General features: G+C 61.0%; 22 protein-coding genes, 6 tRNA genes and 2 pseudogenes. 19 read left to right on the top strand and 11 right to left on the bottom strand.

From position 1 onward, the window contains the following. Positions 1 to 91: 91 nt before the first annotated feature. The gene (pyrF, locus tag PSH81_RS08895; protein WP_017734306.1) at positions 92 to 790 is read left to right on the top strand and encodes an orotidine-5'-phosphate decarboxylase; all 699 of its coding nucleotides are present in this window, start codon (positions 92 to 94) and stop codon (positions 788 to 790) included. A gap of 151 nt (positions 791 to 941) precedes the next feature. On the opposite strand, the gene PSH81_RS08900 is transcribed toward pyrF, so the two are convergent. Beyond that, positions 942 to 1949 (bottom strand): NADP-dependent oxidoreductase, encoded by a 1008-nt coding sequence (locus PSH81_RS08900; RefSeq protein WP_226455467.1) that lies wholly within the window; start codon positions 1947 to 1949, stop codon positions 942 to 944. Between the two features lie 228 nt (positions 1950 to 2177). Between PSH81_RS08900 and PSH81_RS08905 the strand changes: the two genes are divergently transcribed. From PSH81_RS08905 to PSH81_RS27475, 4 genes and pseudogenes are all read left to right on the top strand, one after another. Next, positions 2178 to 2939 carry an SDR family oxidoreductase gene (locus tag PSH81_RS08905; RefSeq protein WP_305392342.1) on the top strand — a complete coding sequence of 254 codons (762 nt, stop codon included), beginning with the start codon at positions 2178 to 2180 and terminating at the stop codon, positions 2937 to 2939. A gap of 202 nt (positions 2940 to 3141) precedes the next feature. Next, a complete protein-coding gene (locus PSH81_RS08910) occupies positions 3142 to 4554 on the top strand; it encodes a PLP-dependent aminotransferase family protein (RefSeq protein ID WP_226455468.1) in 1413 nt (470 codons plus the stop codon). A gap of 996 nt (positions 4555 to 5550) precedes the next feature. Next, positions 5551 to 5730, top strand: a pseudogene (locus PSH81_RS27470) (HAMP domain-containing protein); the annotation flags it as partial. Between the two features lie 201 nt (positions 5731 to 5931). Then, positions 5932 to 6636 carry a methyl-accepting chemotaxis protein gene (locus tag PSH81_RS27475; RefSeq protein WP_370694910.1) on the top strand — a complete coding sequence of 235 codons (705 nt, stop codon included), beginning with the start codon at positions 5932 to 5934 and terminating at the stop codon, positions 6634 to 6636. Positions 6637 to 6672: 36 nt separating this feature from the next. Here the strand turns inward: PSH81_RS27475 and PSH81_RS08920 are convergent, their stop codons facing one another. Then, the gene (locus tag PSH81_RS08920) at positions 6673 to 7485 is read right to left on the bottom strand and encodes an alpha/beta fold hydrolase (protein WP_226455470.1); all 813 of its coding nucleotides are present in this window, start codon (positions 7483 to 7485) and stop codon (positions 6673 to 6675) included. A 190-nt stretch (positions 7486 to 7675) separates the two neighbouring features. Then, positions 7676 to 8446 (bottom strand): hypothetical protein, encoded by a 771-nt coding sequence (locus tag PSH81_RS08925; RefSeq protein ID WP_192298854.1) that lies wholly within the window; start codon positions 8444 to 8446, stop codon positions 7676 to 7678. 358 nt (positions 8447 to 8804) lie between these two features. Here PSH81_RS08925 and PSH81_RS08930 point away from each other — a divergent pair. From PSH81_RS08930 to PSH81_RS08955, 6 genes are all read left to right on the top strand, one after another. Further along, positions 8805 to 8880 (top strand) — tRNA-Glu (locus PSH81_RS08930). Positions 8881 to 8883: 3 nt separating this feature from the next. Continuing rightward, a tRNA-Gly gene (locus PSH81_RS08935) sits at positions 8884 to 8959 on the top strand. A 104-nt stretch (positions 8960 to 9063) separates the two neighbouring features. Next, positions 9064 to 9139: transfer RNA gene (locus tag PSH81_RS08940), tRNA-Glu, on the top strand. 3 nt (positions 9140 to 9142) lie between these two features. After that, positions 9143 to 9218, top strand: a tRNA-Gly gene (locus PSH81_RS08945). A gap of 103 nt (positions 9219 to 9321) precedes the next feature. Next, positions 9322 to 9397: transfer RNA gene (locus tag PSH81_RS08950), tRNA-Glu, on the top strand. A gap of 3 nt (positions 9398 to 9400) precedes the next feature. Continuing rightward, a tRNA-Gly gene (locus PSH81_RS08955) sits at positions 9401 to 9476 on the top strand. Positions 9477 to 9579: 103 nt separating this feature from the next. On the opposite strand, the gene PSH81_RS08960 is transcribed toward PSH81_RS08955, so the two are convergent. From PSH81_RS08960 to PSH81_RS08975, 4 genes and pseudogenes are all read right to left on the bottom strand, one after another. Next, positions 9580 to 11319 (bottom strand): dipeptidase, encoded by a 1740-nt coding sequence (locus PSH81_RS08960; protein ID WP_305392344.1) that lies wholly within the window; start codon positions 11317 to 11319, stop codon positions 9580 to 9582. Between the two features lie 160 nt (positions 11320 to 11479). After that, positions 11480 to 11953 carry a hypothetical protein gene (locus PSH81_RS08965; RefSeq protein ID WP_305392345.1) on the bottom strand — a complete coding sequence of 158 codons (474 nt, stop codon included), beginning with the start codon at positions 11951 to 11953 and terminating at the stop codon, positions 11480 to 11482. 127 nt (positions 11954 to 12080) lie between these two features. Continuing rightward, positions 12081 to 12227, bottom strand: a pseudogene (locus PSH81_RS08970) (phospholipase); the annotation flags it as partial. Positions 12228 to 12254: 27 nt separating this feature from the next. Continuing rightward, positions 12255 to 12929: an alanyl-tRNA editing protein gene (locus PSH81_RS08975; protein ID WP_305392346.1), complete on the bottom strand. Its 675-nt coding sequence runs from the start codon at positions 12927 to 12929 to the stop codon at positions 12255 to 12257. A gap of 89 nt (positions 12930 to 13018) precedes the next feature. Between PSH81_RS08975 and PSH81_RS08980 the strand changes: the two genes are divergently transcribed. Next, complete coding sequence (locus PSH81_RS08980; protein WP_305392347.1) at positions 13019 to 13951, top strand: LysR family transcriptional regulator; 933 nt, start codon at positions 13019 to 13021, stop codon at positions 13949 to 13951. Between the two features lie 131 nt (positions 13952 to 14082). On the opposite strand, the gene PSH81_RS08985 is transcribed toward PSH81_RS08980, so the two are convergent. Further along, on the bottom strand, positions 14083 to 14490 hold the full coding sequence (locus PSH81_RS08985; protein WP_192298859.1) for a PA2817 family protein: 408 nt from the start codon (positions 14488 to 14490) through the stop codon (positions 14083 to 14085). Positions 14491 to 14565: 75 nt separating this feature from the next. Next, complete coding sequence (locus tag PSH81_RS08990; RefSeq protein WP_226455475.1) at positions 14566 to 17013, bottom strand: acyl-CoA dehydrogenase; 2448 nt, start codon at positions 17011 to 17013, stop codon at positions 14566 to 14568. Between the two features lie 158 nt (positions 17014 to 17171). Between PSH81_RS08990 and PSH81_RS08995 the strand changes: the two genes are divergently transcribed. The 4 genes from PSH81_RS08995 to PSH81_RS09010 all read left to right on the top strand — a co-directional run bounded on the left by PSH81_RS08995 (position 17172) and on the right by PSH81_RS09010 (position 20335). Next, the gene (locus tag PSH81_RS08995) at positions 17172 to 17831 is read left to right on the top strand and encodes a transglutaminase family protein (RefSeq protein WP_192298861.1); all 660 of its coding nucleotides are present in this window, start codon (positions 17172 to 17174) and stop codon (positions 17829 to 17831) included. 43 nt (positions 17832 to 17874) lie between these two features. Beyond that, a complete protein-coding gene (locus PSH81_RS09000) occupies positions 17875 to 18492 on the top strand; it encodes a glutathione S-transferase family protein (protein ID WP_192298862.1) in 618 nt (205 codons plus the stop codon). Positions 18493 to 18626: 134 nt separating this feature from the next. Beyond that, positions 18627 to 19559 (top strand): ABC transporter ATP-binding protein, encoded by a 933-nt coding sequence (locus tag PSH81_RS09005; RefSeq protein ID WP_305392348.1) that lies wholly within the window; start codon positions 18627 to 18629, stop codon positions 19557 to 19559. Continuing rightward, positions 19556 to 20335 (top strand): ABC transporter permease, encoded by a 780-nt coding sequence (locus PSH81_RS09010; protein WP_017737220.1) that lies wholly within the window; start codon positions 19556 to 19558, stop codon positions 20333 to 20335. Before PSH81_RS09005 ends, PSH81_RS09010 begins: the two co-directional genes overlap by 4 nt. 134 nt (positions 20336 to 20469) lie before the next feature. Here PSH81_RS09010 and PSH81_RS09015 read toward each other — a convergent pair whose 3' ends face one another. Then, a complete protein-coding gene (locus PSH81_RS09015; protein ID WP_226455477.1) occupies positions 20470 to 21009 on the bottom strand; it encodes a TetR/AcrR family transcriptional regulator in 540 nt (179 codons plus the stop codon). Between the two features lie 91 nt (positions 21010 to 21100). On the opposite strand from PSH81_RS09015, the gene PSH81_RS09020 reads away from it, so the two are divergent. The 3 genes from PSH81_RS09020 (at position 21101) to PSH81_RS09030 (ending at position 25463) form a co-directional block, all read left to right on the top strand. After that, complete coding sequence (locus PSH81_RS09020; protein WP_226455478.1) at positions 21101 to 22285, top strand: MFS transporter; 1185 nt, start codon at positions 21101 to 21103, stop codon at positions 22283 to 22285. Between the two features lie 93 nt (positions 22286 to 22378). Beyond that, entirely contained in the window at positions 22379 to 23527 is a 1149-nt protein-coding gene (locus PSH81_RS09025; RefSeq protein WP_305392349.1) for a TDT family transporter, read from the top strand. A gap of 67 nt (positions 23528 to 23594) precedes the next feature. Then, positions 23595 to 25463 (top strand): MFS transporter, encoded by a 1869-nt coding sequence (locus tag PSH81_RS09030; protein ID WP_226455480.1) that lies wholly within the window; start codon positions 23595 to 23597, stop codon positions 25461 to 25463. Positions 25464 to 25581: 118 nt separating this feature from the next. Here the strand turns inward: PSH81_RS09030 and sugE are convergent, their stop codons facing one another. After that, positions 25582 to 25896 carry a quaternary ammonium compound efflux SMR transporter SugE gene (sugE, locus tag PSH81_RS09035; RefSeq protein ID WP_105524638.1) on the bottom strand — a complete coding sequence of 105 codons (315 nt, stop codon included), beginning with the start codon at positions 25894 to 25896 and terminating at the stop codon, positions 25582 to 25584. Positions 25897 to 25974: the final 78 nt, after the last annotated feature.

The following is a 25974-nucleotide window of genomic DNA, read 5'->3' on the forward strand; positions in this document are numbered from 1 at the left end:
TCTGTCAGTATTTACCGATCATCGGATCCCGCAACGGCGCCGCTTGCGCTACAATCCGCGCCGATTTCGACTTGCCTGAGAGCCCATTCCAATGTCCGTCTGCCAGACTCCTATCATCGTCGCCCTGGATTACCCCACTCGTGACGCCGCACTGAAGCTGGCTGACCAGTTGGACCCGAAGCTTTGCCGGGTCAAGGTCGGCAAGGAACTGTTCACCAGCTGCGCCGCAGAAATTGTCGGCACTCTGCGTGACAAAGGCTTCGAAGTGTTCCTCGACCTGAAATTCCACGACATCCCCAACACCACCGCCATGGCCGTGAAAGCCGCGGCCGAGATGGGCGTGTGGATGGTCAATGTGCACTGTTCCGGCGGCCTGCGCATGATGACCGCGTGCCGCGAAGTGCTGGAGCAGCGCAGCGGCCCCAAACCGTTGTTGATCGGTGTGACCGTGCTGACCAGCATGGAACGCGAAGACCTGGCCGGCATCGGCCTGGACATCGAGCCCCAGGAGCAGGTCCTGCGCCTCGCAGCCCTGGCACAGAAAGCCGGCCTTGATGGTTTGGTGTGCTCGGCGCTGGAAGCCCAGGCACTGAAGACCGCACACCCGTCGTTGCAACTGGTGACCCCGGGGATTCGTCCGGCGGGCAGCGCCCAGGACGACCAGCGTCGCATCCTGACTCCGCGCCAGGCGTTGGATGCCGGTTCCGACTATCTGGTGATCGGCCGTCCGATCAGCCAGGCGGCCGATCCGGCCAAGGCGTTGGCGGCAGTCGTCGCTGAGATCGCCTGACCATCACCGATCTAAACGGTAGGAGCGGGCTTGTGTGGGAGCTGGCTTGCCTGCGATAGCATCACCTCGGGTTGACTGATACACCGAGGCGCTTGCATCGCGGCAAGCCCGACTCCCACACGGTCTATGCTCACGTTTACCGCGTGGCGCCTCAGTTAACCTTCAGCACCAACTTCCCAAAATTCTCGCCGTTGAACAGCTTCATCAGCGTCTCCGGGAACGTCTCCAGCCCTTCCACAATATCCTCCTTGCTCTTGAGCTTGCCCTGGGCCATCCAGCCGCCCATCTCTTGCCCGGCGGCGGCAAAGTTGGCCGCGTGGTCCATCACCACAAAACCCTCCATGCGCGCGCGATTGACCAGCAGTGACAGATAGTTGGCCGGGCCTTTCACCGCTTCCTTGTTGTTGTATTGGCTGATCGCACCGCAAATCACCACCCGGGCCTTGAGCGCCAGGCGGCTGAGCACCGCGTCTAGAATGTCGCCGCCGACGTTATCGAAATACACATCCACGCCCTTGGGGCACTCGCGCTTGAGCGCGGCGGGTACGTCTTCGTGTTTGTAGTCGATGGCGGCGTCGAAGCCCAGTTCATCCACCAGGAACTTGCACTTGTCGGCCCCCCCGGCAATGCCCACCACGCGGCAGCCTTTGATCTTGGCGATCTGCCCGGCAATGCTGCCTACCGCACCGGCTGCGCCGGAGATCACCACCGTTTCGCCCGCCTTGGGTGCGCCGGTATCGAGCAGCGCGAAGTAGGCGGTCATGCCGGTCATGCCCAGGGCCGACAGGTAACGCGGGAGTGGCGCCAGTTTCGGATCGACTTTGTAGAAGCCGCGCGGCTCGCCAAGGAAGTAATCCTGCACGCCCAGGGCGCCGTTCACGTAGTCGCCGACCGCAAACTTCGGGTTGTTCGAGGCAATCACTTTGCCTACGCCGAGCGCACGCATCACTTCACCGATGCCGACCGGGGGGATGTAGGACTTGCCCTCATTCATCCAGCCACGCATGGCCGGGTCGAGGGACAGGTATTCATTGCGCACCAGCACTTGCCCGTCCTGCGGCGTGCCCACCGGGACCTCCTGATACGTAAAGGTGTCCCGCGTGGCGGCACCGACCGGGCGTTTGGCGAGCAGGAATTGGCGGTTGGTCTGGGCAGGCATGGCAAGGACTCTTTTAGAAGTGAGCCTAGATTGATAGACCCGCAACGGCTCCGGAGCAAGGTTCACCGTCGGTGCGAATGCCCCTCGATAGGTCATGTTGATAGTCACGCCGGTGGCTTTATCACTGTGATCCATGCAGCGCCAACCGGCCTTCTGATAGTGCTGACGCGCCCGGCGCCGCGTTGGCTAGACTCGCCGCACGGCAATTTCTAACAAAGGACATCCCCCATGAGCATGACGTTTTCCGGCCAGGTCGCCCTGGTGACTGGCGCCGCTGCCGGTATCGGCCGCGCCACCGCGCTGGCGTTCGCCGCTGAAGGCTTGAAGGTAGTGGTCGCCGACCTGGACGAGGCGGGCGGCGAGGGCACTGTGGCGCTGATCCGGCAGGCCGGCGGTGAGGCGCTGTTTGTGCGCTGCAACGTCACCCTCGAGGCGGATGTGCAGCAACTGATGGCGCAGACGGTTGCCGCTTATGGCCGGCTGGATTACGCGCTCAACAATGCCGGGATCGAGATCGAAAAAGGCAAGCTGGCCGACGGCAGTCTGGATGAGTTCGACGCCATCATGGGCGTCAACGTCAAAGGCGTGTGGTTGTGCATGAAGTATCAGTTGCCGCTGCTGCTGGCCCAGGGCGGCGGGGCAATCGTCAACACCGCGTCGGTGGCCGGTTTGGGGGCGGCGCCGAAGATGAGCATTTATGCGGCGTCCAAGCATGCAGTGATCGGCCTGACCAAATCGGCGGCCATCGAGTATGCGAAAAAGCAGATCCGCGTGAACGCAGTGTGCCCGGCGGTGATCGACACCGATATGTTCCGTCGTGCCTATGAAGCCGACCCGCGCAAGGCGGATTTCGCGGCAGCCATGCACCCGGTCGGGCGCATCGGCAAAGTCGAGGAAATCGCCGCCGCGGTGCTTTACCTGTGCAGCGATGGTGCGGCGTTCACCACCGGCCATGCGCTGGCGGTGGACGGCGGCGCGACCGCCATTTAGGACCTGTAAACGCACCCCAATCGAAAAGGATCGGGGTGCTGTGGGGCGTTTCCATAGCTGGCAAAACGCCGTGCGCTAATATGTATCAGCAGGTAAATAATTCAATAAAATCAATACTTTAATAAAACTTGTAAGCCGGCTGCGCCGAACTTCTGTGCTTAACTCTTGTGGGTTGAATAACAGACAGTGAAGTGAGTGGTTCATGGATTTAGGGATAGATCGACAAGCCCTTGTACCAGTGGTGCAGCAAATCATCAGCGCGGTGGCGGACTGGATTCGCAAGAGCGGGGCAAGCCCTGGCACGCGCCTGCCGTCCATCCGCCAATTGGCCCTCGACAACCTCCTCAGCCAGTCCAGTGTCATCGAGGCCTTCGAGCGCATGGTCGCCCAAGGGCTGCTGGCCTCCAGGCCGGGTTCGGGGTATGTGGTGGCCGAGCCCCCGGCCCATCATGAACAGCACTGGTATGAAGGGGCGGAGCAGGGCTGGGGGGCGTTCACCGACAGCCCCCTGGGCGAATTGAAGCTGGGCTGCGGTTGGTTGCCGGATGCCTGGCGCGAAAGCGATGACATCAGCTACGCCATCCGTGAAGTCAGCCGCACCGACACCGCCGCCGTGTTCAACTACAGCACGCCGTTGGGGCTGCTAGCGCTGCGTGAGCAATTGCTCAAGCACCTGGCCCGCATGCGCGTGGCGACCAGCCTGGACCGCATCCTCACCACCCAGGGCGCCAGCCAGGCCCAGGACCTGTTGATACGTACGCTGCTCAGGGCCGGCGACACGGTGGTGGTCGAGACCCCAGGCTACGGCAACCTGTATCGCCAGTTGGTGTTTCATGGCGTCACACTGCTGGAAGTACCGCGTACCCGAGGCGGGCCGGACCTGTCGGCGTTGGAAGCGTTGCTTGCGGTGCATCGCCCCAAATGCCTGTTCATCAGCAGCCTGTACCACAACCCCACCGGCACCAGCCTGTGCCTCGCGGTGGCCGAGCGTTTGCTGCAACTGGCCCGGGCCAAGGATTTCCTGATCATTGAAGAAGACGTCTACGGCGACCTGCAACATGCCAGTTGCACACGCCTGGCGGCGCTGCCCCATGATGATCGGGTGATCTATGTCTCGAGCTTTTCCAAGACCTTGAGCAGCGCCTTGCGGGTCGGCTATCTCTGTGCCAGCAGTGCGCTTATCCCGCAATTGGTCAACCTCAAGACCCTGACCGGCATCGGTACGTCGCGTTTCGCCGAGGCGGTGGTGGCGACGCTGTTGGCCAACGGCACCTATCGCAAGTGGGTGCAACGCCTGCGCAAACGCCTGGGCACGCAAATGGCGGCGACCCTGCAAGTGCTGGAGGATGAAGAGTGGCAGGTGTTTGCCGCCCCCGCCGGAGGCATGTTCCTGTGGGCGCGCCCCGGGGTGGAGGATTGTTCGCAGTTGCAGGCCAGCGCGCGGCGCCTCGGTGTGTTGCTGTCACCGGGGGCACTGTTCAGCCCGACGGCAGAGCACAGTGACTGGCTGCGCATCAATGTAGCCTATGCTACTGATCAGCGTGCCGTGGCGTTGCTGCGCGCCATGGGGCCGGCCAGATCGACCTCGACCATTCTGAAAACGACGAGCGTGTAGCTTTTTGCCATTATTCCGGCGCCAACGGCTTGTGTCGGCGGCCCGTGGTTGCGAATCTCGCTACTGGTAAATCGGGCTTGATGGCATCTGCCATTGCTAGAGGACTCAAGTGCAATGATGACGGGCGTGCAACGACGTTTCGCCAACCTCGGTATGGCGAAGAAACTGGGCTTGGGCTTCCTCTTGGTGCTGTTGCTGACGGCAGTGGTCGCGGCGATTGGCGTATGGTCGCTGCAAACCGTGGGGCAGCGTTTTGAAGGCCTCAACAGCATGTCTTCGCTCAACAGTGGCTTGCTCAAGGTGCGTTTGATCGAGCAGGACTACGCACTGCATGCCGACCCCAAGTCCGTCGACGCCTTGCATGAGAGCGTCGACGCCCTGGCGGCCCTGGCGGCCGCTCTCAAGATCCAATCGGCGGCCAATGTGCCGGCGATGACGGACGTCGAGCAGGCCCTGGCCGCCTACCGCAAGGCGTTTGACGAGTTTGTCGAGCTGACCCAGACCAAGGATCTGGCACTGGAAATGGCCAGTTGGTCGGTGTCCAGTGTGGCGAATAACCTCGATGTGCTGCAGGCCGGCCTGGCGGACGATGGCGCCTATGGCCTCAAGGAGAGCCAGGGCAAGGAGGGCGCAGAGTTTATCGAGCAAGCGGGGCAGGTCAGCCAGGTGTCGCGCTTGATGTTGCAAGCCATGAACGAAGCCCATGTGCGCCTGGACCAGAGCCGCAAGGGCGATGAGGACGGCGCCGAGCAAGGCAAGATCGAACAGGCTGACCAGGCCTTGGCGCAGGTCGAACAGTTGAAGACTTCAGTCAAGGACCCTGGCTACCAGACGGTGCTGAACGAAGTCTCCGGGCATATTGCCGCCTTCAGCGAAAAACTCGGTGAGTACACCGGCCTGTTGGCGCAGGAAAAGATCGTCTACAAACAGCTGCATGATCGGGCCGGGGAAGTGGTCAGCCGGGTCAACCAGGCGTATGCCGCCGAAGACCAGTCGATGCAGGAACAATTGAAGAAAAGCACTCTGCTGATCATCGCTTCGTCGGCCCTCGCGCTACTGGTGGGGTTGATTGCAGCGCTGGTGATCACACGCTTGATCGTCGCGCCACTGCGCCGGGTGATCGCGGTGGCGCAGCAGATTGCAGCGGGTGATTTGAGCGGGCGGATGGAGGTCAGCCGGCGTGATGAAATCGGCCAGCTGATGCAGGCGATGCAACAGATGGGCAATGGCCTGAGCGAGATGGTCAGCGGGTTGCAGGCTGGTATCGAACAATTGGCCAGCTCGGCGCATTCGCTGTCCAGCGTCACCGAGCAGACCAATGTCGAGGTCAGCAGCCAGAAGGAAGAAACCGAGCAGGTGGCCACGGCGATGAACCAGATGACCGCCACGGTGCACGACGTGGCGCGCAACGCTGAACAAGCCGCACAGGCCGCGCAGACCGCCGATGACAAGGTCGACAGTGGCCAGCAGGTGGTGCGCCAGAGTCTGCAGCGCATCGAGCAGCTTGCCAGTTCGAGTGCCAGCGCCAGTGCGAGTATCGACAGCCTCAGTGCCGAGATCCAGAACATCGGCACCGTGCTGAGTGTGATCAAGAGCGTGGCCGAGCAGACCAACCTGTTGGCGTTGAACGCCGCTATCGAAGCGGCCCGCGCCGGTGAACAGGGCCGGGGCTTTGCGGTGGTGGCCGATGAGGTGCGGGCGCTGGCCAAGCGCACGCAACAGTCCACCGAAGAGATCGAGCGCCTGGTCAGCACCTTGCGCAACGCCGCGCAGTCTTCGGTGCAGCAGATCCAGCAAAGCGGCGAGTTGGTGAAGCTGGCCGTCAGCGATGCGCTGGAAACCGAAAGCGCCCTGGGCAGCATCGCCACGGCGGTGTCATTGATCCAGCAGATGAACCAGCAGATCGCGGCGGCGGCCGAGGAGCAGAGCTCGGTGGCCGAAGAGATCAACCGTAGCGTCACCAGCATCCGCGCGAGTGCCGACCAATCGGCGTTGAGCATGCAGGGTAATGCCGCGTCGAGCATTCAGTTGGCGCAACTGGGGGCGGAACTCAAAGGCATGGTCGGGCACTTCCGCCTCTGATCGCTGCACAGGTGCAGCGATCAAGGGGCAGGGCGCTCAGGCGTGGTTGGCGAGGAAGGTCAGCAGCGCTTCATTGACGAAATCCGGGTTCTCCAGGGCGCTGATGTGTCCCGCGTCCGGGATCAGGATCAGACCGCAGCCGATCAGCTCGGCCATCTCCCGGGACTCGGCGGGTGGCCGGGGTTTGTCCTGCTCGCCGCACAGCACCAGCGTGGTGTCGGCGTCCAGCCGTGGCAGTTGTTCCAGTACATCCTCGCGACTGAAGATCAGCCGACCCAGGGGCACGATACTGTCCAGCAGGCGCTCGCGGGAAAAGCCTTGCAGCGCTTGGCGAAAACCCTGATACAGCGCTGACTCACGGTCGATGGTCGGACGAAAGAAGATCGGTGCGATCACATCCAGCAACGGCTCGGGAATGGCGCCGGCGTCTTCGATCAGCTTGAACAGCGAGAAGTAATACTGGCGCGTGGCCTCGGGCTCGGCGCCAAGGTGGGTGTCCATCAGCACCAGGCTGTTGACGCGCTCGGGTGCCAGCAATGCCAGGCGGGCGCCCCACATGCCGCCGACCGACAGGCCCACCAGGTTGACCTGGGCGACGTCCAGATGGTCGAGCAGCGCCAGGGCCTGGCGCGCCAGGTCATCAAGGGATTGGGTGTGTGCGGGCAGCGGGCCCGATTCGCCGTGGCCCCACAACTCGGGGACGATCACGCGGTATTGTTGCGACAGGGCTTCGATCTGCGGGGTCCACATGGCGCGGTCCCACAGGTAGCTCGAACCAAGCAGGACGGCGGGGCCGTTGCCTTGGTCGAGGTAGTGCAGCGGTTGTCCATCTATCACGGTGACAGGCATAGCAGGCCTCTGACTTCACGGAGTGAGGGGCACTTTTTTACGCTACTCGGCGCGCCATGGATAGTTGTAGTGAGCGGGCTTGCCCCGCGCCGGGTGGCGAAGCCGCCCTAAACCCAGGCACCTGGGTCTTACTGAAACACCGCGGTGCCTGGGTTTGGGGCGGCTTCGCCACCCGGCGCGGAACAAGCGGTCAGTCGTAGATGACTTTCTTTTTCCACTCGGCGTCGGCGTCGTCCGCCTTGAGGCCTTGGGTCAGTTCGTTGACTTCATCCTCGGCAGGCTTGCTGTTGGTCAGCACCGTGGAGTTGGCGCGGGCCAGTTGGCCTTCCAGGTGTTGCAACTGCGCGCTGTAGAGCACGGGTTCCGGCTGTTTGCGCAGGTACTGCACGCCACGTTCGAATGCCAGGCGTGCCTGGCCAGGCTGGCCTTGTTGCAGGGCATGTTGGCCGAGGTTGTTGAAGAACTCGATATGCAGCAGTACCAGGATGTGGCGAATTTCCTTGATCCAGTGCTTGGCTTCGTTGGACGGCAGGAAGCCATCCTGGGCGGCGCGGGTGACTTGGCCGTGCAGGGCTTCGAGGAGGAAACGCACGTCCTTGGCCTTGGCTTCGGTCTGGATCGGCGCCGGCGGATTGTTCACCGGGATCGATTCGCCCTGGGAGACCAGTGCATTCAGTTCGGCGATGCGGGCCTTGAGCGGTGCGCTGGTCTTGTCGAGGTTGAGCAGGCGCTGGTTGACGTTCAGTTCCAGGCGGGTCATCAACAGCTTGAGCGCCGGGTTCATCAACTGGCCAGGGAATGTCTCGGTGATTTCACCGCAACGACGCAGGCGATCATTGAGCTCGATCACGGTGCGCTGTTTTTCCAACTTGTTGTTTTCCACCACGTGGTTCATGTAGCCAATGGCGATCAGTATTGCGATCCCGGCTATTACCAGCAGGGTGATCATGAGTGGTGTCACCGGTGTGACCTCTTTATAGGGTTTGCAGTGGAGTGTAGTGACTGGGCTGGCCGGCGGATAGGACTGATCGACCAGTTGCCCAGGTAGATTCTTCTATATAGGTGAACGTTCCATGTATGGATGCACATTGCCATCATCGGCTGCAGCGAACTATAGCGTCTTGTGGGGTGCCAGAATATAGGCGTCAAAGCCCTGCTGTACAGAATGCGTGCCCGGTCTCGTAAAGAGGGGCGAAGTCATTGATTTTAATAAATTTATCCTTGGGGGTTGACGACCTCCCAATCCATCCATAGAATGCGCGCCACTTAAAGCGTAAAGCACACAGCGAAACGCGGCGAGTAGTGAATGTTGTACGTGTGTCCCCTTCGTCTAGTGGCCTAGGACACCGCCCTTTCACGGCGGTAACAGGGGTTCGAGTCCCCTAGGGGACGCCATATGCGGGAATAGCTCAGTTGGTAGAGCACGACCTTGCCAAGGTCGGGGTCGCGAGTTCGAGTCTCGTTTCCCGCTCCAAATTTAAGCAGTGTTGCCCTCGGGTGGCACTGAGTGAAACCAGGGCATGATCTTCGGATCTAACCTCTGGGCACTGGAATACACACCATGTGTTTCAGTAGCGTGTCCCCTTCGTCTAGTGGCCTAGGACACCGCCCTTTCACGGCGGTAACAGGGGTTCGAGTCCCCTAGGGGACGCCATTTGCGGGAATAGCTCAGTTGGTAGAGCACGACCTTGCCAAGGTCGGGGTCGCGAGTTCGAGTCTCGTTTCCCGCTCCAATTTAAGCAGTGTTGCCCTCGGGCGGCACTGAGTGAAACCAGGGCATGATCTTCGGATCCAACCTCTGGGCACTGGAATACACACCATGTGTTTCAGTAGCGTGTCCCCTTCGTCTAGTGGCCTAGGACACCGCCCTTTCACGGCGGTAACAGGGGTTCGAGTCCCCTAGGGGACGCCATTTGCGGGAATAGCTCAGTTGGTAGAGCACGACCTTGCCAAGGTCGGGGTCGCGAGTTCGAGTCTCGTTTCCCGCTCCATATTCAACGAAAACGCCGATCAGCGATGATCGGCGTTTTTGTTTGTGCGTGATTGATGGCCGATGAAAAAAGCCCGCCATCGCGGCGGGCTCCCTTGTCGAGGTCAGAGCTTCGGTAACTGCCCGACACGCCCCATCATTTCAGTGACGATCTGCAAGTCCAGCAGGAACTGCTCGACTGTCTTGAACTCATTGTCGGTGTGCCCGGTGTACTTCACTTCGGGCCGCGCCAGGCCGAATTGCACGCCATTGGGCAGTTCATGCACCGAGGTCGCCCCGGCCGACGTGCCGAACTTGTGCTCCATGCCCAGGTTTTCGCTGGCCACTGCCAGCAGCGCCTTGACCCACTCGCCTTCCGGGTTGCGGTACATCGGCTCGGCCACCGAGTAGGTGAAATCCACCTTGACCTTGGTGTGCTTGTCCCAGGCGCTGAGTTTGTCGGCGATTTCCGCTTTCAACGTCTCTGGGGATTTACCCTTCGGCACCCGCAGGTTCACTGCCAGTTTGAAGGCGTTGTCATCCTGGCCGACAAACGTCAGCGAGGTGGTCAGCGGCCCCATGAACTCGTCGGAGAAACCCACCCCCAGCTTGCCGCCCAGGTAATCCAGGCCCCAGTTGTCGGACGCATAACGCGCGGCGTCGGTGATGTGGTTGTGCTTGAGGGCGATCTTGCCGTCGATGCTGTGGATCAACTCGAGCATGCGCGCCACCGGGTTGATGCCGGATTCAGGCTCGGAGGAGTGCGCTGAAACACCGGTCACCGTCAGCTTCACTTCTTTACCGGCCGCCTTGGCTGCCACCTCGAAGTCGCCACCATTAGCCTTGGCATACGCCGCACCGGCTTTTTGCAGGCTGGCCGCCAGTTCGGCGGGCTTGTCGCTGACAAAGGTCGCCACCGAGGCCGATGGAATCTGGTTGGTCGCCATGCCCCCGGTCATCGCAATGATTTCCGCACCCTTGCCTTCGCCTTTACGGCGCGGGAAGGTGGCCATCACGGTGCCGTAGCCTTTCTCGGCAATCACCACCGGATAGCCACCGTCCAGCGCTAGGTTGTACTGCGGTGTCGGGTTCTTTTCGAAGTAATACGGGATCGCATCGCCGGAAGTTTCCTCGGTGGTGTCCACCAGCAGTTTGAACGTGCGCGCCAACGGCAGCTTCTCTTCCTTGATCACCTTCATGGCATACATCGCCACCACGATGCCGTTCTTGTCATCCTCGGTGCCACGGCCGTACATGCGGTCGCCGATCAGCGTGACCTTGAACGGGTCGAGCTTGGTGCCATCTTTCAACACCCAGTTTTCCGGCGTGACCGGCACTACGTCGGCATGGGCGTGAATGCCGACCACTTCATCGCTGGCGCCTTCCAGGGAAACTTCATACACGCGGTTGTCGATATTGCGGAAGTTCAGGTTGAAGGCCTCTGCCAGGTCCTTGAGCTTGGCCGCGATCCTGAGGAACTCCGGGTTTTTGTACTGCGGCATACCGTCGATGTTGAAGGTCGGAATTTCCACCAGCTCGCGCAGGGTTTCGGTGGCGGCTTTGCCGTACTTCACGCGGCTATAAATGCCCAGCAGGCGATTGATCTCGTTCTGCTGGTCGGCGTTCAGCGGCTTGTTGTCGAGAAAGGCGCTGATCGCCGGGCCCACGTCGGCGGTCTTGCCCAGGTCGCCCTTGGCCAGGGTGCCGAGGAAACCACGGAAATCAGTGACGGAGGTTTCGTTGAAATTCTTGAGAATCGCGGTGCTTTGCTCGGCGGAGATGTTGGCGAAGGCGGGGGTGACGATCGCCGAGAGGCTGGCTGCGAACAGGCTGGCAGCCGCCAGTTGCTTGAGTGGGAAGTGCATTGTTGGAGCATTCCTTTGCAGGTGGTGAGTAAGAGGTTTCTGACTGAAGTGTCAGAAACATTTCCACACACTAACACTGCAAAGGAGGGGGTGGGAGACCCGAGTGAGGGAATTTTACTGCTTCGCTCTGCAATCACTGCCCGATCAGAAGCGGCGATTTTCACGGTTGATGGCTAACCAAATACAGGGTTTGGGTGAACGTTCCATCGAGGTTGGGCGCGGAAGTCATTGTGCCGGTAACCCCGGCATATTTTCCCGTGCTGCCGAGGACGGCGACTGTGGATTGACCCGCTTCAAGCTCCTGCCCGCCTACGACGATGGTGCCTATGACGGTTTTATCGGGACCGAAGAACAGCAGTGTCCATTGGCATTGGCTGTGTACCCCCGGCAGGGTGGTGACGCAGTAGCCACTGTTGCTGCCGATGTCTTTGCGGTCCTGGTCCATCAAGGGTTGATCGAATACAAAAAGATCGCCTTGGGAGGGGCCCACAGGCCCGATATCGACTGCGTTTTTGAGGCCGCGCGTACCGTCGGCGAGGGTGACGAGGGTCAGTGTTTGCACGTTGTTGACGCAGGCGCTCAGAGGGATAAGCAACAGCAACATGCAAGAAAAGCGAAGGGCGGCGGTTTTCATGGGCGGGCTCTCATGTGAGTGACCTGAACGCGCAGCACCGCTAAAGCTGCGCCCAGAGAGTGCAAGGCTAGCAAGCGAACGACATTTTACAAGGTGCCTGGGGTGGGGCTGGATACTCGTCTGTCACCTACAGCGCTTTGGCAGAGGGCCCGTCCCACAACTGCTCATGCAGTTGCCCTACACGTTTAGCCATCGCTTCATTGCGCATCACCACCTCCAGGTTGCGTGAATTATCCAGGTAGCCGCCCAACCAGTTGCTGGTGCCAATCCAGGCGCCTCGGTCTTTCTGAAATACCGCGGTTTACGGTTTTGGGGCGGCTTCGCCCCCCGGCGCGGGGCAAGCCTGCTCACTGCAAAGCTCGTAGCGGACGCAGAGGGCGCCTTTTTTTTCCGAGAGGGCGAGGATTTTTACCTGGCCCAGTTCGCTCAGGGCCTGGACGTGTGTGCCGCCACAGGCGTAGGCGGGCAATTCGCCGAAGCCGACTTCGCGGGTGCCTTCATCCAAGGCCATATGGCGCGAGTAATCCGCGGCGATCCATTGGTTGACCTGTTGCTGGATGGTCTCGGCGTCGATGGTTTGTGCCGCTTCACCACGGATAAAAGTGATCTTGCCTTCGCCCGGCCAGTGATGGGCCTTGATCGGCATCCAGCCGAGGCTTTCGCCGGCGTTGCCGATCAGGTGCCCGGCAGAATGCAGGCGGGTGTGCAGGGCGCGGCGTGTCTCATCGACGCGCGCGCTGATCGGACCAAGGGCGACCGCTTGATCAACGTAGTGCACCACCTGGTCGGCTTCCTGGATGACGCGCAATACCTGGCTGTCACCGAGCCAGCCGGTATCGAATGGCTGGCCACCGCCTTGGGGATGGAAGATCGTCGACTGCAGGATGACTGCAAAATGCGCCTCGTGGGGCGTGCAACTGAGCACTTCGAGCTCGGCCGTCAGGTGGTCATGGGTGAAAAACAGGCGCTCGGTCATTTTCTACATCCGCATCAGGGTTCTGCGCGCAGTATAAATAGTGCGTTAATACGTGATAATCCGCTCAACTATCAATGGACCTGTGCGTCATGAGCATCAATCTTCCTTTGCCGCTGTTGGGCGAAATGGCGATTTTCGTCAAGGTGGTGGAAACCGGCAGCTTTTCCGCGGCCGCCCGGCAAATGGGCGCTTCGCCGTCATCGGTCAGCCGCAGCATTTCGCGCCTGGAAAAAGCCCTGGCCACGCGTTTGCTGCAACGCACCACGCGCAAATTGCGTTTGAGCGAGGGCGGTGAAGAGGTATTCAAGCGTTGCCAGGACATGGTCAACGCGGCGCGCTCGGTGATGGAGGTCAGCGGCCAATTTACCCATGAGGCCGAAGGCCTGGTACGGGTCAGCGTGCCCAAGGCGGTGGGGCGGTTTGTGGTGCATCCCCATGTGCCGGAGTTCTTGCGGCGTTATCCCAAAGTGGATGTGCAGTTGATCCTGGAAGACCGGCCGGTGGATTTGATCGACGACAACCTGGATCTGATCCTGCGCATCTCCGAAAGCCCGCCGCCGGGGTTGGTGGGGCGGCCATTGTTTCCCATCGAACACTTGCTGTGCGCGACGCCGCATTATCTGGCTGAGTACGGCACGCCGGAGCATCCCCATGACCTGCTGGAGCACAGTTGCATCTACCTGGGAGAAACTGCCGCGGATGCGCGCTGGAAGTTTCGCCAGGCTGGCAAGACGGTGACGGTCGGGGTGCGTGGGCGTTATGCGGCGAACCATACCGGCGTGCGGTTGGATGCGGTTTTGCAGCATGTGGGTATTGGCAGTCTGCCGTACTTTACGGCGCGCCATGATCTGGACGCGGGGAGGGTCGTGCAGGTGTTGCCGCAGTGGGATTTTATTGCGTCGTACCACGGCGATGTGTGGCTGCTGCATTCGCCAACGCGGTATCTGCCGCCCAAGCTGCGGGTGTTTATTGATTATCTGGTGGAGTGCATGGCCAAAGAGCCGACGTTGCGCCGACGGTAGATACGCGGTCTAAAAAATGTGGGAGCGGGCTTGCTCGCGAAAGCGGTCTGCCAGTTGATGAATATATTGACTGACACTCCGTATTCGCGAGCAAGCCCGCTACCACATTGGGTTCTGCGGTGTTTCGACTATCAGTGCTTGCTTTGGTCTTCAGGCATGGCCAGCAGCTGCTTTTCCTGGTTCCAGTCGAACGGTTCGTCGTTCTGTTCGGCTTCGAAGCGACGCTCTTCCAGGGCCTGGTACATGTCCAGTTCTTCGTCCGGCATGAAGTGCAGGCAATCGCCGCCAAAGAACCACAGCAAGTCGCGTGGCACCAGATGGGCGATTTGTGGGTAGCGCAAGATGACCTGGCTCATCAGGTCCTGGCCCAGGTACTGGCTTTCGATCGGGTCGATCGGTAGCAGGGCGCGCAATTCGTCGAAACGCTCCAGAAACAAGGTGTGGCTTTCCTCGGGCACCTGTTCGGCTTCGCCGACGGCAACCAGGATGCTGCGCAGGTGGTCGAGCAAGACGAGATGATCGGCAACGACGTTGGACACGAGATAAGTCCTCTAAAGCAAAAACGGGCGCGAGAGTATATAGCCCTCGCGCCCGTATTTATATGACCGCCGGTATCAGCGGACTGTGCCCTCTGCCTGGGCCAGCTCTTCCTTGCTGAAATCATCCACGTCGATCACCTTGCGCCGCGCCGCTTCGGCGTCGCGCAGGGTTTGCGCTTCGGCCGGTTGCAGCACGCCCGCTTCCAGCGCCGCGTCGATGGCATGCTCGCCAGCCGCCGGTTTGACCTGGCCGCTCTTGAGCGCGGTATGCAGTTTCTTCTGCAACGCATGGCTGGCGCCCAGGAGGTCGTAGGCATGTTGCAGGGCGCCGACCGGGTCTTGCGCCGATTGCGGGCGGTAGCAGCCAGCCAGCAACTCTTCCAGGGTCGGATCGCCCTTGGCGCGGCCGATCACTGCGGCGACTTCGGCATCCAGCGCATCGGATGGCCCGGTATGCCGACGGCCGAACGGGAACACGATCACCCGCAGCAGGCAACCGAGCACCTTGTTCGGGAAGTTGCTGAGCAGTTCGTCCAGTGCGCGCTCCGATTCACCCAGGCTTTCCTCCATGGCCCAGGCGAACAGCGGCTCCATGTGGCCCGGCGAGTCCAGGTCGTGGTAACGCTTGAGCGCCGCCGAGGCCAGGTACATGTGGCTGAGTACATCGCCCAGGCGTGCCGACAGGCGTTCGCGGCGTTTGAGTTCGCCACCCAGCAGCATCATGCTCAGGTCGGCGAGCAGGGCGAACGCCGCGGCCTGACGGTTCAGCGCGCGGAAATAACCTTGGCTCAAGCGGTTGCCCGGTGCTTTCTCGAAGTGACCGATGCCCAGGTTCAACACCAGGGTGCTGGCGGCGTTGCTCACGGCAAAACCAATGTGTTGCATCAACAGGCTGTCGAATTCCTTCAGCGCCTGATCGTGGTCTTCACGACCGGCCAAGGCCATTTCCTTGAGCACGAACGGATGGCAGCGGATCGCGCCCTGGCCGAAGATCATCAGGTTGCGCGAGAGGATATTCGCGCCTTCCACGGTGATGAAGATCGGCGCACCTTGCCAACTGCGCCCCAGGTAGTTGTTCGGGCCCATGATGATGCCCTTGCCGCCGTGCACGTCCATGGCGTGGCCGATGCACTCGCGGCCGCGTTCGGTGAGGTGGTACTTGAGGATCGCCGACAGCACCGAGGGTTTCTCCCCGAGGTCCACCGCGTTGGCGGTGAGCATGCGCGCACTGTCCATCAGCCAGGCATTGCCGCCGATCCGCGCCAGGGCTTCCTGGATACCTTCGAACGCCGACAGCGGGACGTTGAACTGCTCGCGGACCTGGGCATATTGGCCGGTGACCAGGCTGGTGAACTTGGCGGCGCCGGTGCCCACGGCAGGCAGGGAAATCGAACGGCCCACGGACAGGCAGTTCATCAACATCATCCAGCCCTTGCCGAGCATCTCCTGGCCGCCAATCAGGAATTCCAGGGGGATGAACACGTCCTTGCCGGAGTTGGGACCGTTCATGAACGCGGCGCCCAGCGGCAGGTGGCGACGGCCGATTTCCACACCCGGTGTATCGGTGGGGATCAGCGCGAGGCTGATGCCCAGGTCTTCCTCTTCACCCAGCAGGTGATCCGGGTCATGGGCCTTGAACGCCAGCCCGAGCAGGGTCGCGACCGGGCCGAGGGTGATGTAGCGTTTTTCCCAGTTCAGGCGCAGGCCGAGGGTTTCCTTGCCTTGCCATTCACCTTTGCAAATCACCCCGGTGTCGGGCATGGCACCGGCGTCGGAGCCGGCCAGCGGGCCGGTGAGGGCGAAGCACGGAATGTCGTCGCCCCGGGCCAGGCGCGGCAGGTAGTGGTTGCGTTGCTCGTCGGTGCCGTAGTGCAGCAACAGTTCGGCCGGGCCGAGGGAGTTGGGCACCATCACGGTGGACGCCAGGTCGCCGCTGCGGGTCGCGAGTTTCATCGCCACCTGGGAGTGGGCGTAGGCCGAGAAGCCCTTGCCGCCGTATTCCTTGGGGATGATCAGGGCGAAGAAGCCATGGGTCTTGATGTGCTCCCAGGCGGCGGGCGGCAGGTCCATGGCCTGGCCGATGTCCCAGTCGCTGACCATTGCACAGAGTTCTTCGGTGGGGCCGTCGATAAACGCCTGTTCTTCTTCAGTCAGTTGGGCCTTGGGGTAAGCGAGCAGCTTGTCCCAGTCCGGGCGGCCGCTGAACAGTTCGCCATCCCACCACACGGTGCCGGCGTCGATGGCATCGCGTTCGGTCTCGGACATCGGTGGCAGGACTTTCTGGAACCAGCTGAACAGCGGCTTGGTGAAGTATTGGCGGCGCAGGTCGGGCAGCAGCAACGGCACGGCGACAACGGCGATCAGTATCCAGAAAACCAGCAGCAGCCAGCCCGGCGCGTGGCTCCATGCGCCCATCGCCAGCAGGTAGACGGCGACCACGCCCAGGGCGGGCAGGGGCGCGGTGCGGCGGTGTGCCAGGTAGGCAATGCCGACCACCAGAACCAGTATCCACAACAACAGCATATTCAATCCTCCGTGAAACCAGGGGCGAAACCACCAGGGAGCTTAGTCGGCATCCGAGCAAGCGGGGTGATCCGGGTGTAACGAGATTTGGCCGATTCGTCGTTATCTCGATGGCAGGCCTGTGGTTAGACTCCAGGCTTCCTTCGGAGATAACGCTCATGGATACGTACCTGAGTCCCAGCCGCTTCATCGATAGTGACCACCCTGCGGTGGTGGAGTTCGCCGAAAAGCATCGCAGTACCAGTGCGGATTTTAATGACCAGGCAGTCAGTCTTTATTACGCCGTACGTGAGGCGATTCGCTACAACCCCTATACCTTCAGCCGCGATCCCAGCACCTTGAATGCCAGCTTCGCCTTGGCCAGCGGTGAAAGCTATTGCGTGCCCAAGGCCAACCTGCTCGCTGCCTGCGCCCGCCACTGCGGCATCCCGGCGCGTATCGGCCTGGCGGATGTGCGCAATCATCTGTCGACGCCGCGCCTGCTCGCTTTACTCAAAAGCGATGTATTCGCCATGCACGGTTACACCGAACTTTACTTGCGCGGGCGTTGGGTCAAGGCCACCCCGGCGTTCAACAGGCAGTTGTGTGACGTGTTCGATGTGCCGCCGCTGGAATTCGATGGGATCAATGACAGTGTGTTCCACGCGTTCAACCGCCAGGGGCAGCGCTCGATGGAGTACATCGTCGACCATGGGCAGTTTTCCGATGTGCCTGAAGCGTTTTTCTTCGAGCATATTCGTACGTGTTACCCGCATCTGTTTGCCGCAGACAGTCCGCCGCTGCTCGGTGACATGCACACCGATTCAAGCCGTGGGTGAACCGGCGTATGCTGCTGCGCTCACCACACAATAAGGCACTGTCATGCTGAAAATCTGGGGTCGTAAAAATTCATCAAACGTCAGGAAAGCACTGTGGTGCGCCGAAGAACTCGGCCTGGACTATGAGTCAATCGATGCGGGCGGGGCGTTTGGTGTGGTCGACACCCCGCAGTATCGGGCGCTGAACCCCAACGGCCGAGTGCCGATGATCGAAGACGGCGACTTTGTACTGTGGGAGTCCAATACCATCGTGCGTTACCTCTGCGCCAAGCAGGGGGGGAGTTGGTATCCCAGTGATGTGAAGGCGCGCGCCAGCGCCGAGAAGTGGATGGACTGGACCACTTCCACTCTCGCCGAGCCGTTCAAGACGGTGTTCTGGGGCATCCTGCGCACCCCGGCGGAAAAACAGAACTGGGACAGCATTCACGCCGCGCGCCAAGCCTGCATCGATGTGCTCGGCACCGTGGAAAAAGCCCTCGCCGAGCAGCCGTATCTGTCGGGCAGCGAATTCGGCATGGGTGATATTCCCCTGGGCTGCTTTATCTACGCCTGGTTCGAAATGCCTATCGAACGGCCTGCGATGCCCAATCTAGAGGCCTGGTACCAACGCCTGCAACAGCGCCCGGCCTATCGCAAAGCGGTCATGACCGCGTTGACTTAATACTGACTATTAATACAGGTGACTGTACTTGTGCGGCGCGGGCAGCCACCATGCCCGTCATGCGCCGCCGTTGAACTTCGTGGCGTGCGCCTTCATCTATTCTTCCTCTTCTCTTCTTTGGTGCGTAATCCGATATGAGTTCCGCTCTGTCCATCCGGCAGCTAACCAAAACCTACGGCAACGGTTTCCAGGCCCTGAGTGGTATCGATCTGGACGTTGCCGAAGGTGACTTCTTCGCCTTGCTCGGCCCCAACGGTGCCGGCAAGTCCACCACCATCGGCATTCTGTCGACCCTGGTCAATAAGACCAGCGGCACAGTGAACATCTTCGGTCATGACCTGGACACATCCCCGGCCGCGCTCAAGCGTTCCATCGGCGTGGTGCCCCAGGAGTTCAACTTCAACCAGTTCGAAAAGACCTTCGACATCGTCGTGACCCAGGCCGGTTACTACGGCATCCCGGCGAAAATCGCCAAGGAACGTGCCGAGCAATACCTGACCCAACTGGGCCTGTGGGACAAGCGCGACGTCCCCTCGCGCTCGCTGTCCGGCGGCATGAAGCGGCGCCTGATGATTGCCCGCGCGCTGGTGCATGAACCGCGCCTGCTGATCCTCGATGAGCCCACCGCCGGCGTGGACATCGAACTGCGCCGCTCGATGTGGACCTTCCTCACCGAACTGAACGAGAAGGGCATCACCATCATCCTCACCACCCATTACCTGGAAGAGGCTGAGCAGCTGTGCCGCAACATCGGCATCATCGACCACGGCACCATTGTCGAGAACACCAGCATGCGTAACCTGCTGGGCCAGTTGCATGTGGAAACCTTCCTGCTCGACTTGAAGAGCAATCTGTCGGTGCCGCCGCAGCTGCTCGGTTACCCGAGCCGCCTGGTCGACAGCCACACCCTGGAAGTGCAGGTGGACAAAGCCATGGGCATCACCGCGCTGTTCACGCAGTTGGCGACCCAGAACATCGAAGTGCTGAGCCTGCGCAACAAAACCAATCGCCTTGAGGAGTTGTTCGTGTCCCTGGTGGAGAAAAATCTGGCGAAGGTGGCGTTATGAGTTCCGAACTGCAACCCAACCTCGTCGCGCTGCAAACCATCATCTATCGCGAAGTGAAACGCTTTACCCGGATCTGGCCGCAGACCCTGCTACCGCCGGCGATCACCATGGTCCTGTACTTCGTGATCTTCGGTAACCTGATTGGCCGGCAGATCGGCGACATGGGTGGTTTTACCTACATGGAGTACATCGTGCCGGGGCTGATCATGATGTCGGTGATCACCAACGCCTACGGCAACGTGGTGTCGAGTTTCTTCGGCAGCAAGTTCCAGCGTTCGATCGAGGAACTGATGGTGTCGCCGGTGTCGCCGCATACCATCCTGATCGGCTACACCGTGGGCGGCGTGCTGCGTGGCCTGATGGTCGGCGTGATCGTGACGTTGCTGTCGCTGTTCTTCACCCACCTGCAGGTGCATCACCTCGGGGTCACCATTCTGGTGGTGGTGTTGACGGCGACGATTTTCTCGCTGCTGGGCTTCATCAACGCCGTGTTTGCACGCAACTTCGATGATATTTCGATCATCCCGACATTCGTGCTGACGCCGCTGACCTACCTGGGCGGGGTGTTCTATTCGATCACCTTGCTGCCACCGTTCTGGCAGACCGTGTCGTTGGCCAACCCGGTGCTGCATATGGTCAACGCGTTCCGTTACGGCATTCTGGGGGTGTCGGACATCAAGATCAGCGTGGCGATCACCTTCATGCTGGTGGCGACCGTGGTGCTGTATATCGGCTGCGCGAAGCTGCTGGTGAGCGGGCGTGGGATGCGTACCTGACTCACTGACTGAATGCGGTCAGAAAATGTGGGAGCGGGCTTGCTCGCGAAGACGGTGTATCAGTCAAAGATGTATTCACTGACCCACCGCTTTCGCGAGCAAGCCCGCTCCCACATTTGGTTATGTGCAAGGCATTATGGCTTTAGTGCCAACTCGATCAGCGCATGCAGCTCTTCCACCGGCAACGGCGCATCCGCAAACAAGATCCTGAACACCGTCGGCGCCGCCAGCAGGTTGATCAACCGCTCCACGCTGGGCGCCTGTTCGCCGGGATAGCGATCCACGATCACCTGCAACTGCCCGCCAATCAGCGCCACGCAATACCCCGGCGTCTGGCTGCATTGCACGTCGCGCATCATGTGGCGTCCCGGCTCTGAACTCATCTCATCCAGATACTGCTCGGCCCAGGCTTGCAGGTCGCCGCGCAGGCTGCCGGTGTTGGCCGGTTCGCTGTCCGGGCGCAGGCGTGCCAGGGCCACATCGGCCAGCAGCACCGAAAGGTCGCCCCAGCGCCGGTAGATGGTCGACGGCGTGACGCCTGCGCGCGCGGCAATCATCGGCACGGTGACGCTGGAACGCTCATGGGCTTCCAGCAATTCGCGCACCGCCGTATGGACGGATTCTTGGACCCGGGCACTACGGCCCCCCGGGCGGAGGCCTTCTTTTATCGCCATGTTTGCGACCTTAACACAAAGAATTTGCTTTAAGCGCCGGCCAGTAGCACACTCAGCAAAAGCAAAATATTAGCTTTAGCGGAGCGTGCCCATGTCCAGCAACCCTTCTAACCGTTCCAGCCTGGTGTTCCTGGCGATCACCTTGCTGACCTTCCTCGCCGCTTCCAGCGCGCCGACGCCGTTGTATCACCTGTATCAGGAAGGCCTGCATTTTTCCGCGGGCATGCTTACGCTGATCTTTGGGGTCTATGCCATCAGCCTGCTGGCGGCGTTGTTGACCGTGGGCTCGCTGTCGGACCACCTGGGGCGCAAGCCGGTGATTTTCGCCGCGCTGGTCCTGGATATGCTGGCGATGTTGCTGTTTATCAATGAGGGCAGCGTGGCCTGGCTGATTGCTGCACGCACGTTGCAAGGTTTCGCCACTGGCATGGCCACCGCCGTGCTCGGTGCCGCGCTGCTCGACCACGATCGCCAGCAGGGGCCGCTGGTCAACAGTGTGGCGCCGTTGCTGGGTATGGCGTGCGGTGCGATGGGCAGCAGCGTGCTGGTGGAGTTCGCGCCGCTGCCGACGCAGTTGATCTACTGGACACTGTTCGTGCTGATGCTGTTGCAGGCGCTGTACGTATGGCGCCTGCCGGAAACCGTGAGCCGCATTCCGGGAGCCTTGGCCTCGTTGCGCCCGACCTTGCATGTGCCGCCCCAGGCGCGCCGGGCGTTGTGGTTGTCGCTGCCGGTGGATGTGGCGGTGTGGGCGATGGGCGGGTTCTATCTGTCGTTGGCGCCCTCGCTGGTACGGGCAGCGACCGGTTCCACGTCCAACCTGATCGGCGGTGGGCTGGTGGCGGTGCTGACCTTGAGCGGCGCGCTGATGATCTTCAGCCTGCGCAATCGGCCTGCCGACAAAGTCCTGCGCCTGGGGGCAAGCCTGCTGGCCGTCGGTGTGGGGCTGATCCTCATGGCGGTGCACAGTGCCAGTCTGCCGCTGTTTTTCATGGCCACGCTGGTTGCGGGCAGCGGTTTCGGCGCCGGTTTTCTTGGCGCGTTGCGCAGCGTGGTGCCCCTGGCGCTGCCCCACGAGCGGGCCGGCCTGATGTCGGCGTTTTATGTGTTGAGCTACCTGGCGTTCTGCCTGCCGTCGCTGCTGGCGGGCAACCTGATCCGCAGTTTCGGCCTGATCGCCACCACCGATGGCTATGGCGTTGTGCTGATCCTGCTATCGCTTGGTGCCCTGGGCGGTCTGCTGGTACAGGGCTCGGTAAAACGTGCTTATAGGTAAAACAGATAACAGTTAGAGAAATTACCCGTTATATAGATATTCGATTGGGTTCTACCATGGTCTCAACCTCATGCGAGGAAGAGGATAACCATCATGACCTGCTCGAATACCATCAGTTACAAACCCTTCAGTCACCTGGCCCGGCCACGGGAAGTGATTCGCCAGTTCACCCCCAACTGGTTTGCCGCGACCATGGGCACCGGCGTGCTGGCGCTGGCCTTGGCGCAGGTGCCGGTCAACCTGCCGGGCTTGTACGCCATCGCCGAAGGCTTGTGGTGGTTCACCATCGGCCTGTTTGTATTGTTCAGCGGATTGTATGCGGCCCGCTGGGTGATGTTTTTCCACGAGGCGCGGCGGATCTTCGGGCACTCCACGGTTTCGATGTTCTTCGGCACCATCCCCATGGGCCTGGCGACCATTCTCAACGGTTTGCTGCTGTTCGGCTTGCCGCGCTGGGGCGGCGATGTGATACCGCTGGCCGAAGCCCTGTGGTGGCTGGACGTGGCAATGGCCCTGGCCTGTGGCGTGTTGATCCCCTTCATGATGTTCACCCGCCAGGAACACAGCATCGACCAGATGACGGCCGTGTGGCTGCTGCCCGTGGTCGCTGCTGAAGTGGCCGCTGCCAGCGGTGGCCTGTTGGCGCCGCACTTGGCCGATGCCCATGGGCAACTGGTGATGCTGGTGACAGGCTACGTACTGTGGGCGTTTTCCTTGCCGGTGGCGTTCAGCATCCTGACCATCCTGATGTTGCGCATGGCCCTGCATAAACTGCCCCACGCCAATATGGCTGCGTCGAGCTGGCTGGCCCTTGGCCCGATCGGCACTGGTGCCCTGGGTATGTTGCTGCTCGGCGGCGACGCCCCGGCGATCTTTGCTGCCAACGGCATGCCCGGTGTCGGCGAGATGGCCAACGGCCTGGGCCTGGTGGCCGGTATTACCCTGTGGGGCTTCGGTTTGTGGTGGATGCTGATCGCCGTGTTGATCACCCTGCGTTACCTGCGTGCGGGCATCCCATTCAACCTCGGCTGGTGGGGGTTTACCTTTCCACTGGGCGTGTATGCGCTGGCCACGTTGAAGCTGGCGAGCCTGCTGCATCTGGGGTTCTTCAGTGTGTTCGGCAGTGTGCTGGTGCTGACGTTGGCGTTGATGTGGCTGATCGTCGCCAGGCGCACCGTGCAGGGCGCCTATAAAGGTGAGCTTTTTGTTTCGCCGTGTATTGCAGGACTAGGGAATAAGTAAGCCGGATTAGGTAAAGTCGTGGCCTGAATGCTTTTACAAAAAAACAGGCCACGCAGGAACACGGACGATGAGCCACCCCTCGCAATTCACCTTGCTGCGCACACGGCGCTTCCTGCCGTTTTTCATTACCCAGTTGCTGGGTGCTTTCAACGACAACATCTTCAAGCAATCGCTGATCCTCGCCATTCTCTACAAGCTGACCATCGACGGTGACCGTTCGATCTGGGTCAACCTGTGCGCGTTGCTGTTCATCCTGCCGTTCTTCCTGTTCTCGGCGCTGGCCGGGCAGTTTGGCGAGAAATTCAACAAGGACGCGTTGATCCGCGCGATCAAGATCGGCGAGATCGTGATCATGGCCGTGGGCGCCGCGGGCTTCTTGACCAACCATCTGGAATTGATGCTGCTGGCGTTGTTTGCCATGGGCACCCATTCGGCGCTGTTCGGGCCGGTGAAGTACTCGATCATGCCCCAGGCCCTGCACGAAGATGAGCTGGTGGGCGGCAACGGCCTGGTGGAGATGGGTACGTTCCTGGCGATCCTGGCCGGCACCATTGGCGCCGGGATCATGATGTCGTCGACCCATTACGCGCCAGTGGTAGCGGTGGCGATTGTCGGTGTGGCGGTGCTCGGTTACCTGGCCAGCCGCAGTATTCCGCGGGCGGCGGCGTCGACGCCGGGGCTGCGTTTGAACTGGAATATCTTCAGCGAATCCTGGGCCACTTTGCGCCTGGGCCTGGGGCAGACACCCGCGGTGTCACGGTCCATTGTCGGCAACTCGTGGTTCTGGTTTGTCGGTGCGATCTACCTGACGCAAATCCCGGCCTACGCCAAGGAATGGTTGTACGGCGACGAAACCGTAGTGACGCTGATCCTCACCGTGTTCTCGGTGGGTATCGCCCTCGGTTCGATGCTCTGCGAAAAACTCTCCGGGCGTAAGGTGGAAATCGGCCTGGTGCCGTTCGGTTCATTCGGCCTGACGGTGTTTGGCCTGCTGCTGTGGTGGCACTCCGGCGGCTTCCCGCAGAACGTACAGGCCAACGATTGGCTCGCGGTGTTGAGCCATGGCCAGGCGTGGTGGGTGTTGTTCGACATCCTCGGGCTGGGCGTGTTTGGCGGCTTTTATATTGTGCCGCTGTATGCGCTGATCCAGTCGCGTACTGCCGAGAACGAACGCGCACGGGTGATCGCGGCGAACAACATTCTCAATGCGTTGTTCATGGTGGTGTCGGCGATTGTCTCGATCCTGCTGCTCAGCGTGGCCAAGCTGTCGATTCCGGAGTTGTTCCTGGTGGTGTCGCTGCTCAACATCGCGGTGAACACCTACATCTTCAAGATCGTGCCCGAGTTCACCATGCGTTTCATGATCTGGCTGCTCAGCCATTCCATGTACCGCGTGGAGCACCGCAACCTGGAAGCGATCCCGGATGAGGGCGCGGCATTGCTGGTGTGCAACCACGTGTCGTTTGTCGATGCGCTGTTGATTGGCGGCGCGGTGCGTCGGCCGATTCGCTTCGTCATGTACTACAAGATCTACCACTTGCCGGTGCTGAACTTTATCTTCCGCACGGCCGGAGCGATTCCGATTGCCGGGCGGCATGAGGACATTCAGATCTACGAAAAGGCCTTCACGCGGATTGCGCAGTATCTGAAGGACGGCGAGTTGGTGTGCATCTTTCCGGAAGGCAAGTTGACGGCTGACGGCGAGATGAATGAGTTTCGCGGTGGGGTGACGCGGATTCTGGAGGAGACGCCGGTGCCGGTGATTCCGCTGGCGTTGCAGGGGTTGTGGGGGAGCTTTTTCAGTCGCGATCCGAACAAGGGCTTCTTTCACCGGGTCTGGTCGCGGGTGGTGTTGGTGGCGGGTGAGCCAGTGCCAGAGCCGACGCCTGCAAGATTGCAGGAGGTGGTTGGTGGGTTGCGGGGAAGTGTCAGGTAGGTTTGTGTTGAAGGGGCGGGCCTCTTCGCGAGCAAGCCCGCTTCCACATTTGACCGCGTTCCACTTTTGGAATACGGGCGAATGTGGGAGCGGGCTTGCTCGCGAAAGCGGTAGTGGCCTAAGTGCTGATCTTGAGCCCAATGAGCCCGCAAATAATCAACGCCACACTGGCCAACCGAAACAACGCCATGGATTCGCCAAACAGGATAATCCCGGCAATCACCGTACCCACGGCGCCCACGCCGGTCCAGACTGCATAGGCGGTGCCCAGCGGCAGTTCCTTCACGGCCAGCCCCAGCAGGCCAAGGCTGATGGCCATGGCGACAATCGTCAGGGCGGTGGGCAGGGGCTTGCTGAAGCCATCGGTGTATTTCAAGCCGACGGCCCAGCCGACTTCAAACAATCCGGCAAAAAACAGAATGATCCAGGACATGCTGACCCTCTTCTATATAGACGTGGGGTCGTCCCCGGATTAGGCGCTTGAGAGCGTCGCGGGGTCGTCCCCGCGAAG

The organism is Pseudomonas sp. FP2335, assembly GCF_030687535.1.
Taxonomy (GTDB): Bacteria; Pseudomonadota; Gammaproteobacteria; order Pseudomonadales; family Pseudomonadaceae; genus Aquipseudomonas.

Excerpts from the sequence above, each read along its gene's own strand:
- PSH81_RS08995 (WP_192298861.1), top strand. The coding sequence starts at position 17,172 with ATGGATACGTACCTGAGTCCCAGCCGCTTCATCGATAGTGACCACCCT.
- sugE (WP_105524638.1), bottom strand. The coding sequence starts at position 25,896 with ATGTCCTGGATCATTCTGTTTTTTGCCGGATTGTTTGAAGTCGGCTGG.
- PSH81_RS09005 (WP_305392348.1), top strand. The coding sequence starts at position 18,627 with ATGAGTTCCGCTCTGTCCATCCGGCAGCTAACCAAAACCTACGGCAAC.
- PSH81_RS08990 (WP_226455475.1), bottom strand. The coding sequence starts at position 17,013 with ATGCTGTTGTTGTGGATACTGGTTCTGGTGGTCGGCATTGCCTACCTG.
- PSH81_RS08965 (WP_305392345.1), bottom strand. The coding sequence starts at position 11,953 with ATGAAAACCGCCGCCCTTCGCTTTTCTTGCATGTTGCTGTTGCTTATC.
- PSH81_RS08980 (WP_305392347.1), top strand. The coding sequence starts at position 13,019 with ATGAGCATCAATCTTCCTTTGCCGCTGTTGGGCGAAATGGCGATTTTC.
- PSH81_RS08960 (WP_305392344.1), bottom strand. The coding sequence starts at position 11,319 with ATGCACTTCCCACTCAAGCAACTGGCGGCTGCCAGCCTGTTCGCAGCC.
- PSH81_RS08905 (WP_305392342.1), top strand. The coding sequence starts at position 2,178 with ATGAGCATGACGTTTTCCGGCCAGGTCGCCCTGGTGACTGGCGCCGCT.
- PSH81_RS09015 (WP_226455477.1), bottom strand. The coding sequence starts at position 21,009 with ATGGCGATAAAAGAAGGCCTCCGCCCGGGGGGCCGTAGTGCCCGGGTC.
- PSH81_RS08910 (WP_226455468.1), top strand. The coding sequence starts at position 3,142 with ATGGATTTAGGGATAGATCGACAAGCCCTTGTACCAGTGGTGCAGCAA.
- PSH81_RS09020 (WP_226455478.1), top strand. The coding sequence starts at position 21,101 with ATGTCCAGCAACCCTTCTAACCGTTCCAGCCTGGTGTTCCTGGCGATC.
- pyrF (WP_017734306.1), top strand. The coding sequence starts at position 92 with ATGTCCGTCTGCCAGACTCCTATCATCGTCGCCCTGGATTACCCCACT.
- PSH81_RS09030 (WP_226455480.1), top strand. The coding sequence starts at position 23,595 with ATGAGCCACCCCTCGCAATTCACCTTGCTGCGCACACGGCGCTTCCTG.
- PSH81_RS09000 (WP_192298862.1), top strand. The coding sequence starts at position 17,875 with ATGCTGAAAATCTGGGGTCGTAAAAATTCATCAAACGTCAGGAAAGCA.
- PSH81_RS08900 (WP_226455467.1), bottom strand. The coding sequence starts at position 1,949 with ATGCCTGCCCAGACCAACCGCCAATTCCTGCTCGCCAAACGCCCGGTC.
- PSH81_RS09010 (WP_017737220.1), top strand. The coding sequence starts at position 19,556 with ATGAGTTCCGAACTGCAACCCAACCTCGTCGCGCTGCAAACCATCATC.
- PSH81_RS08920 (WP_226455470.1), bottom strand. The coding sequence starts at position 7,485 with ATGCCTGTCACCGTGATAGATGGACAACCGCTGCACTACCTCGACCAA.
- PSH81_RS08975 (WP_305392346.1), bottom strand. The coding sequence starts at position 12,929 with ATGACCGAGCGCCTGTTTTTCACCCATGACCACCTGACGGCCGAGCTC.
- PSH81_RS09025 (WP_305392349.1), top strand. The coding sequence starts at position 22,379 with ATGACCTGCTCGAATACCATCAGTTACAAACCCTTCAGTCACCTGGCC.
- PSH81_RS27475 (WP_370694910.1), top strand. The coding sequence starts at position 5,932 with ATGACCGCCACGGTGCACGACGTGGCGCGCAACGCTGAACAAGCCGCA.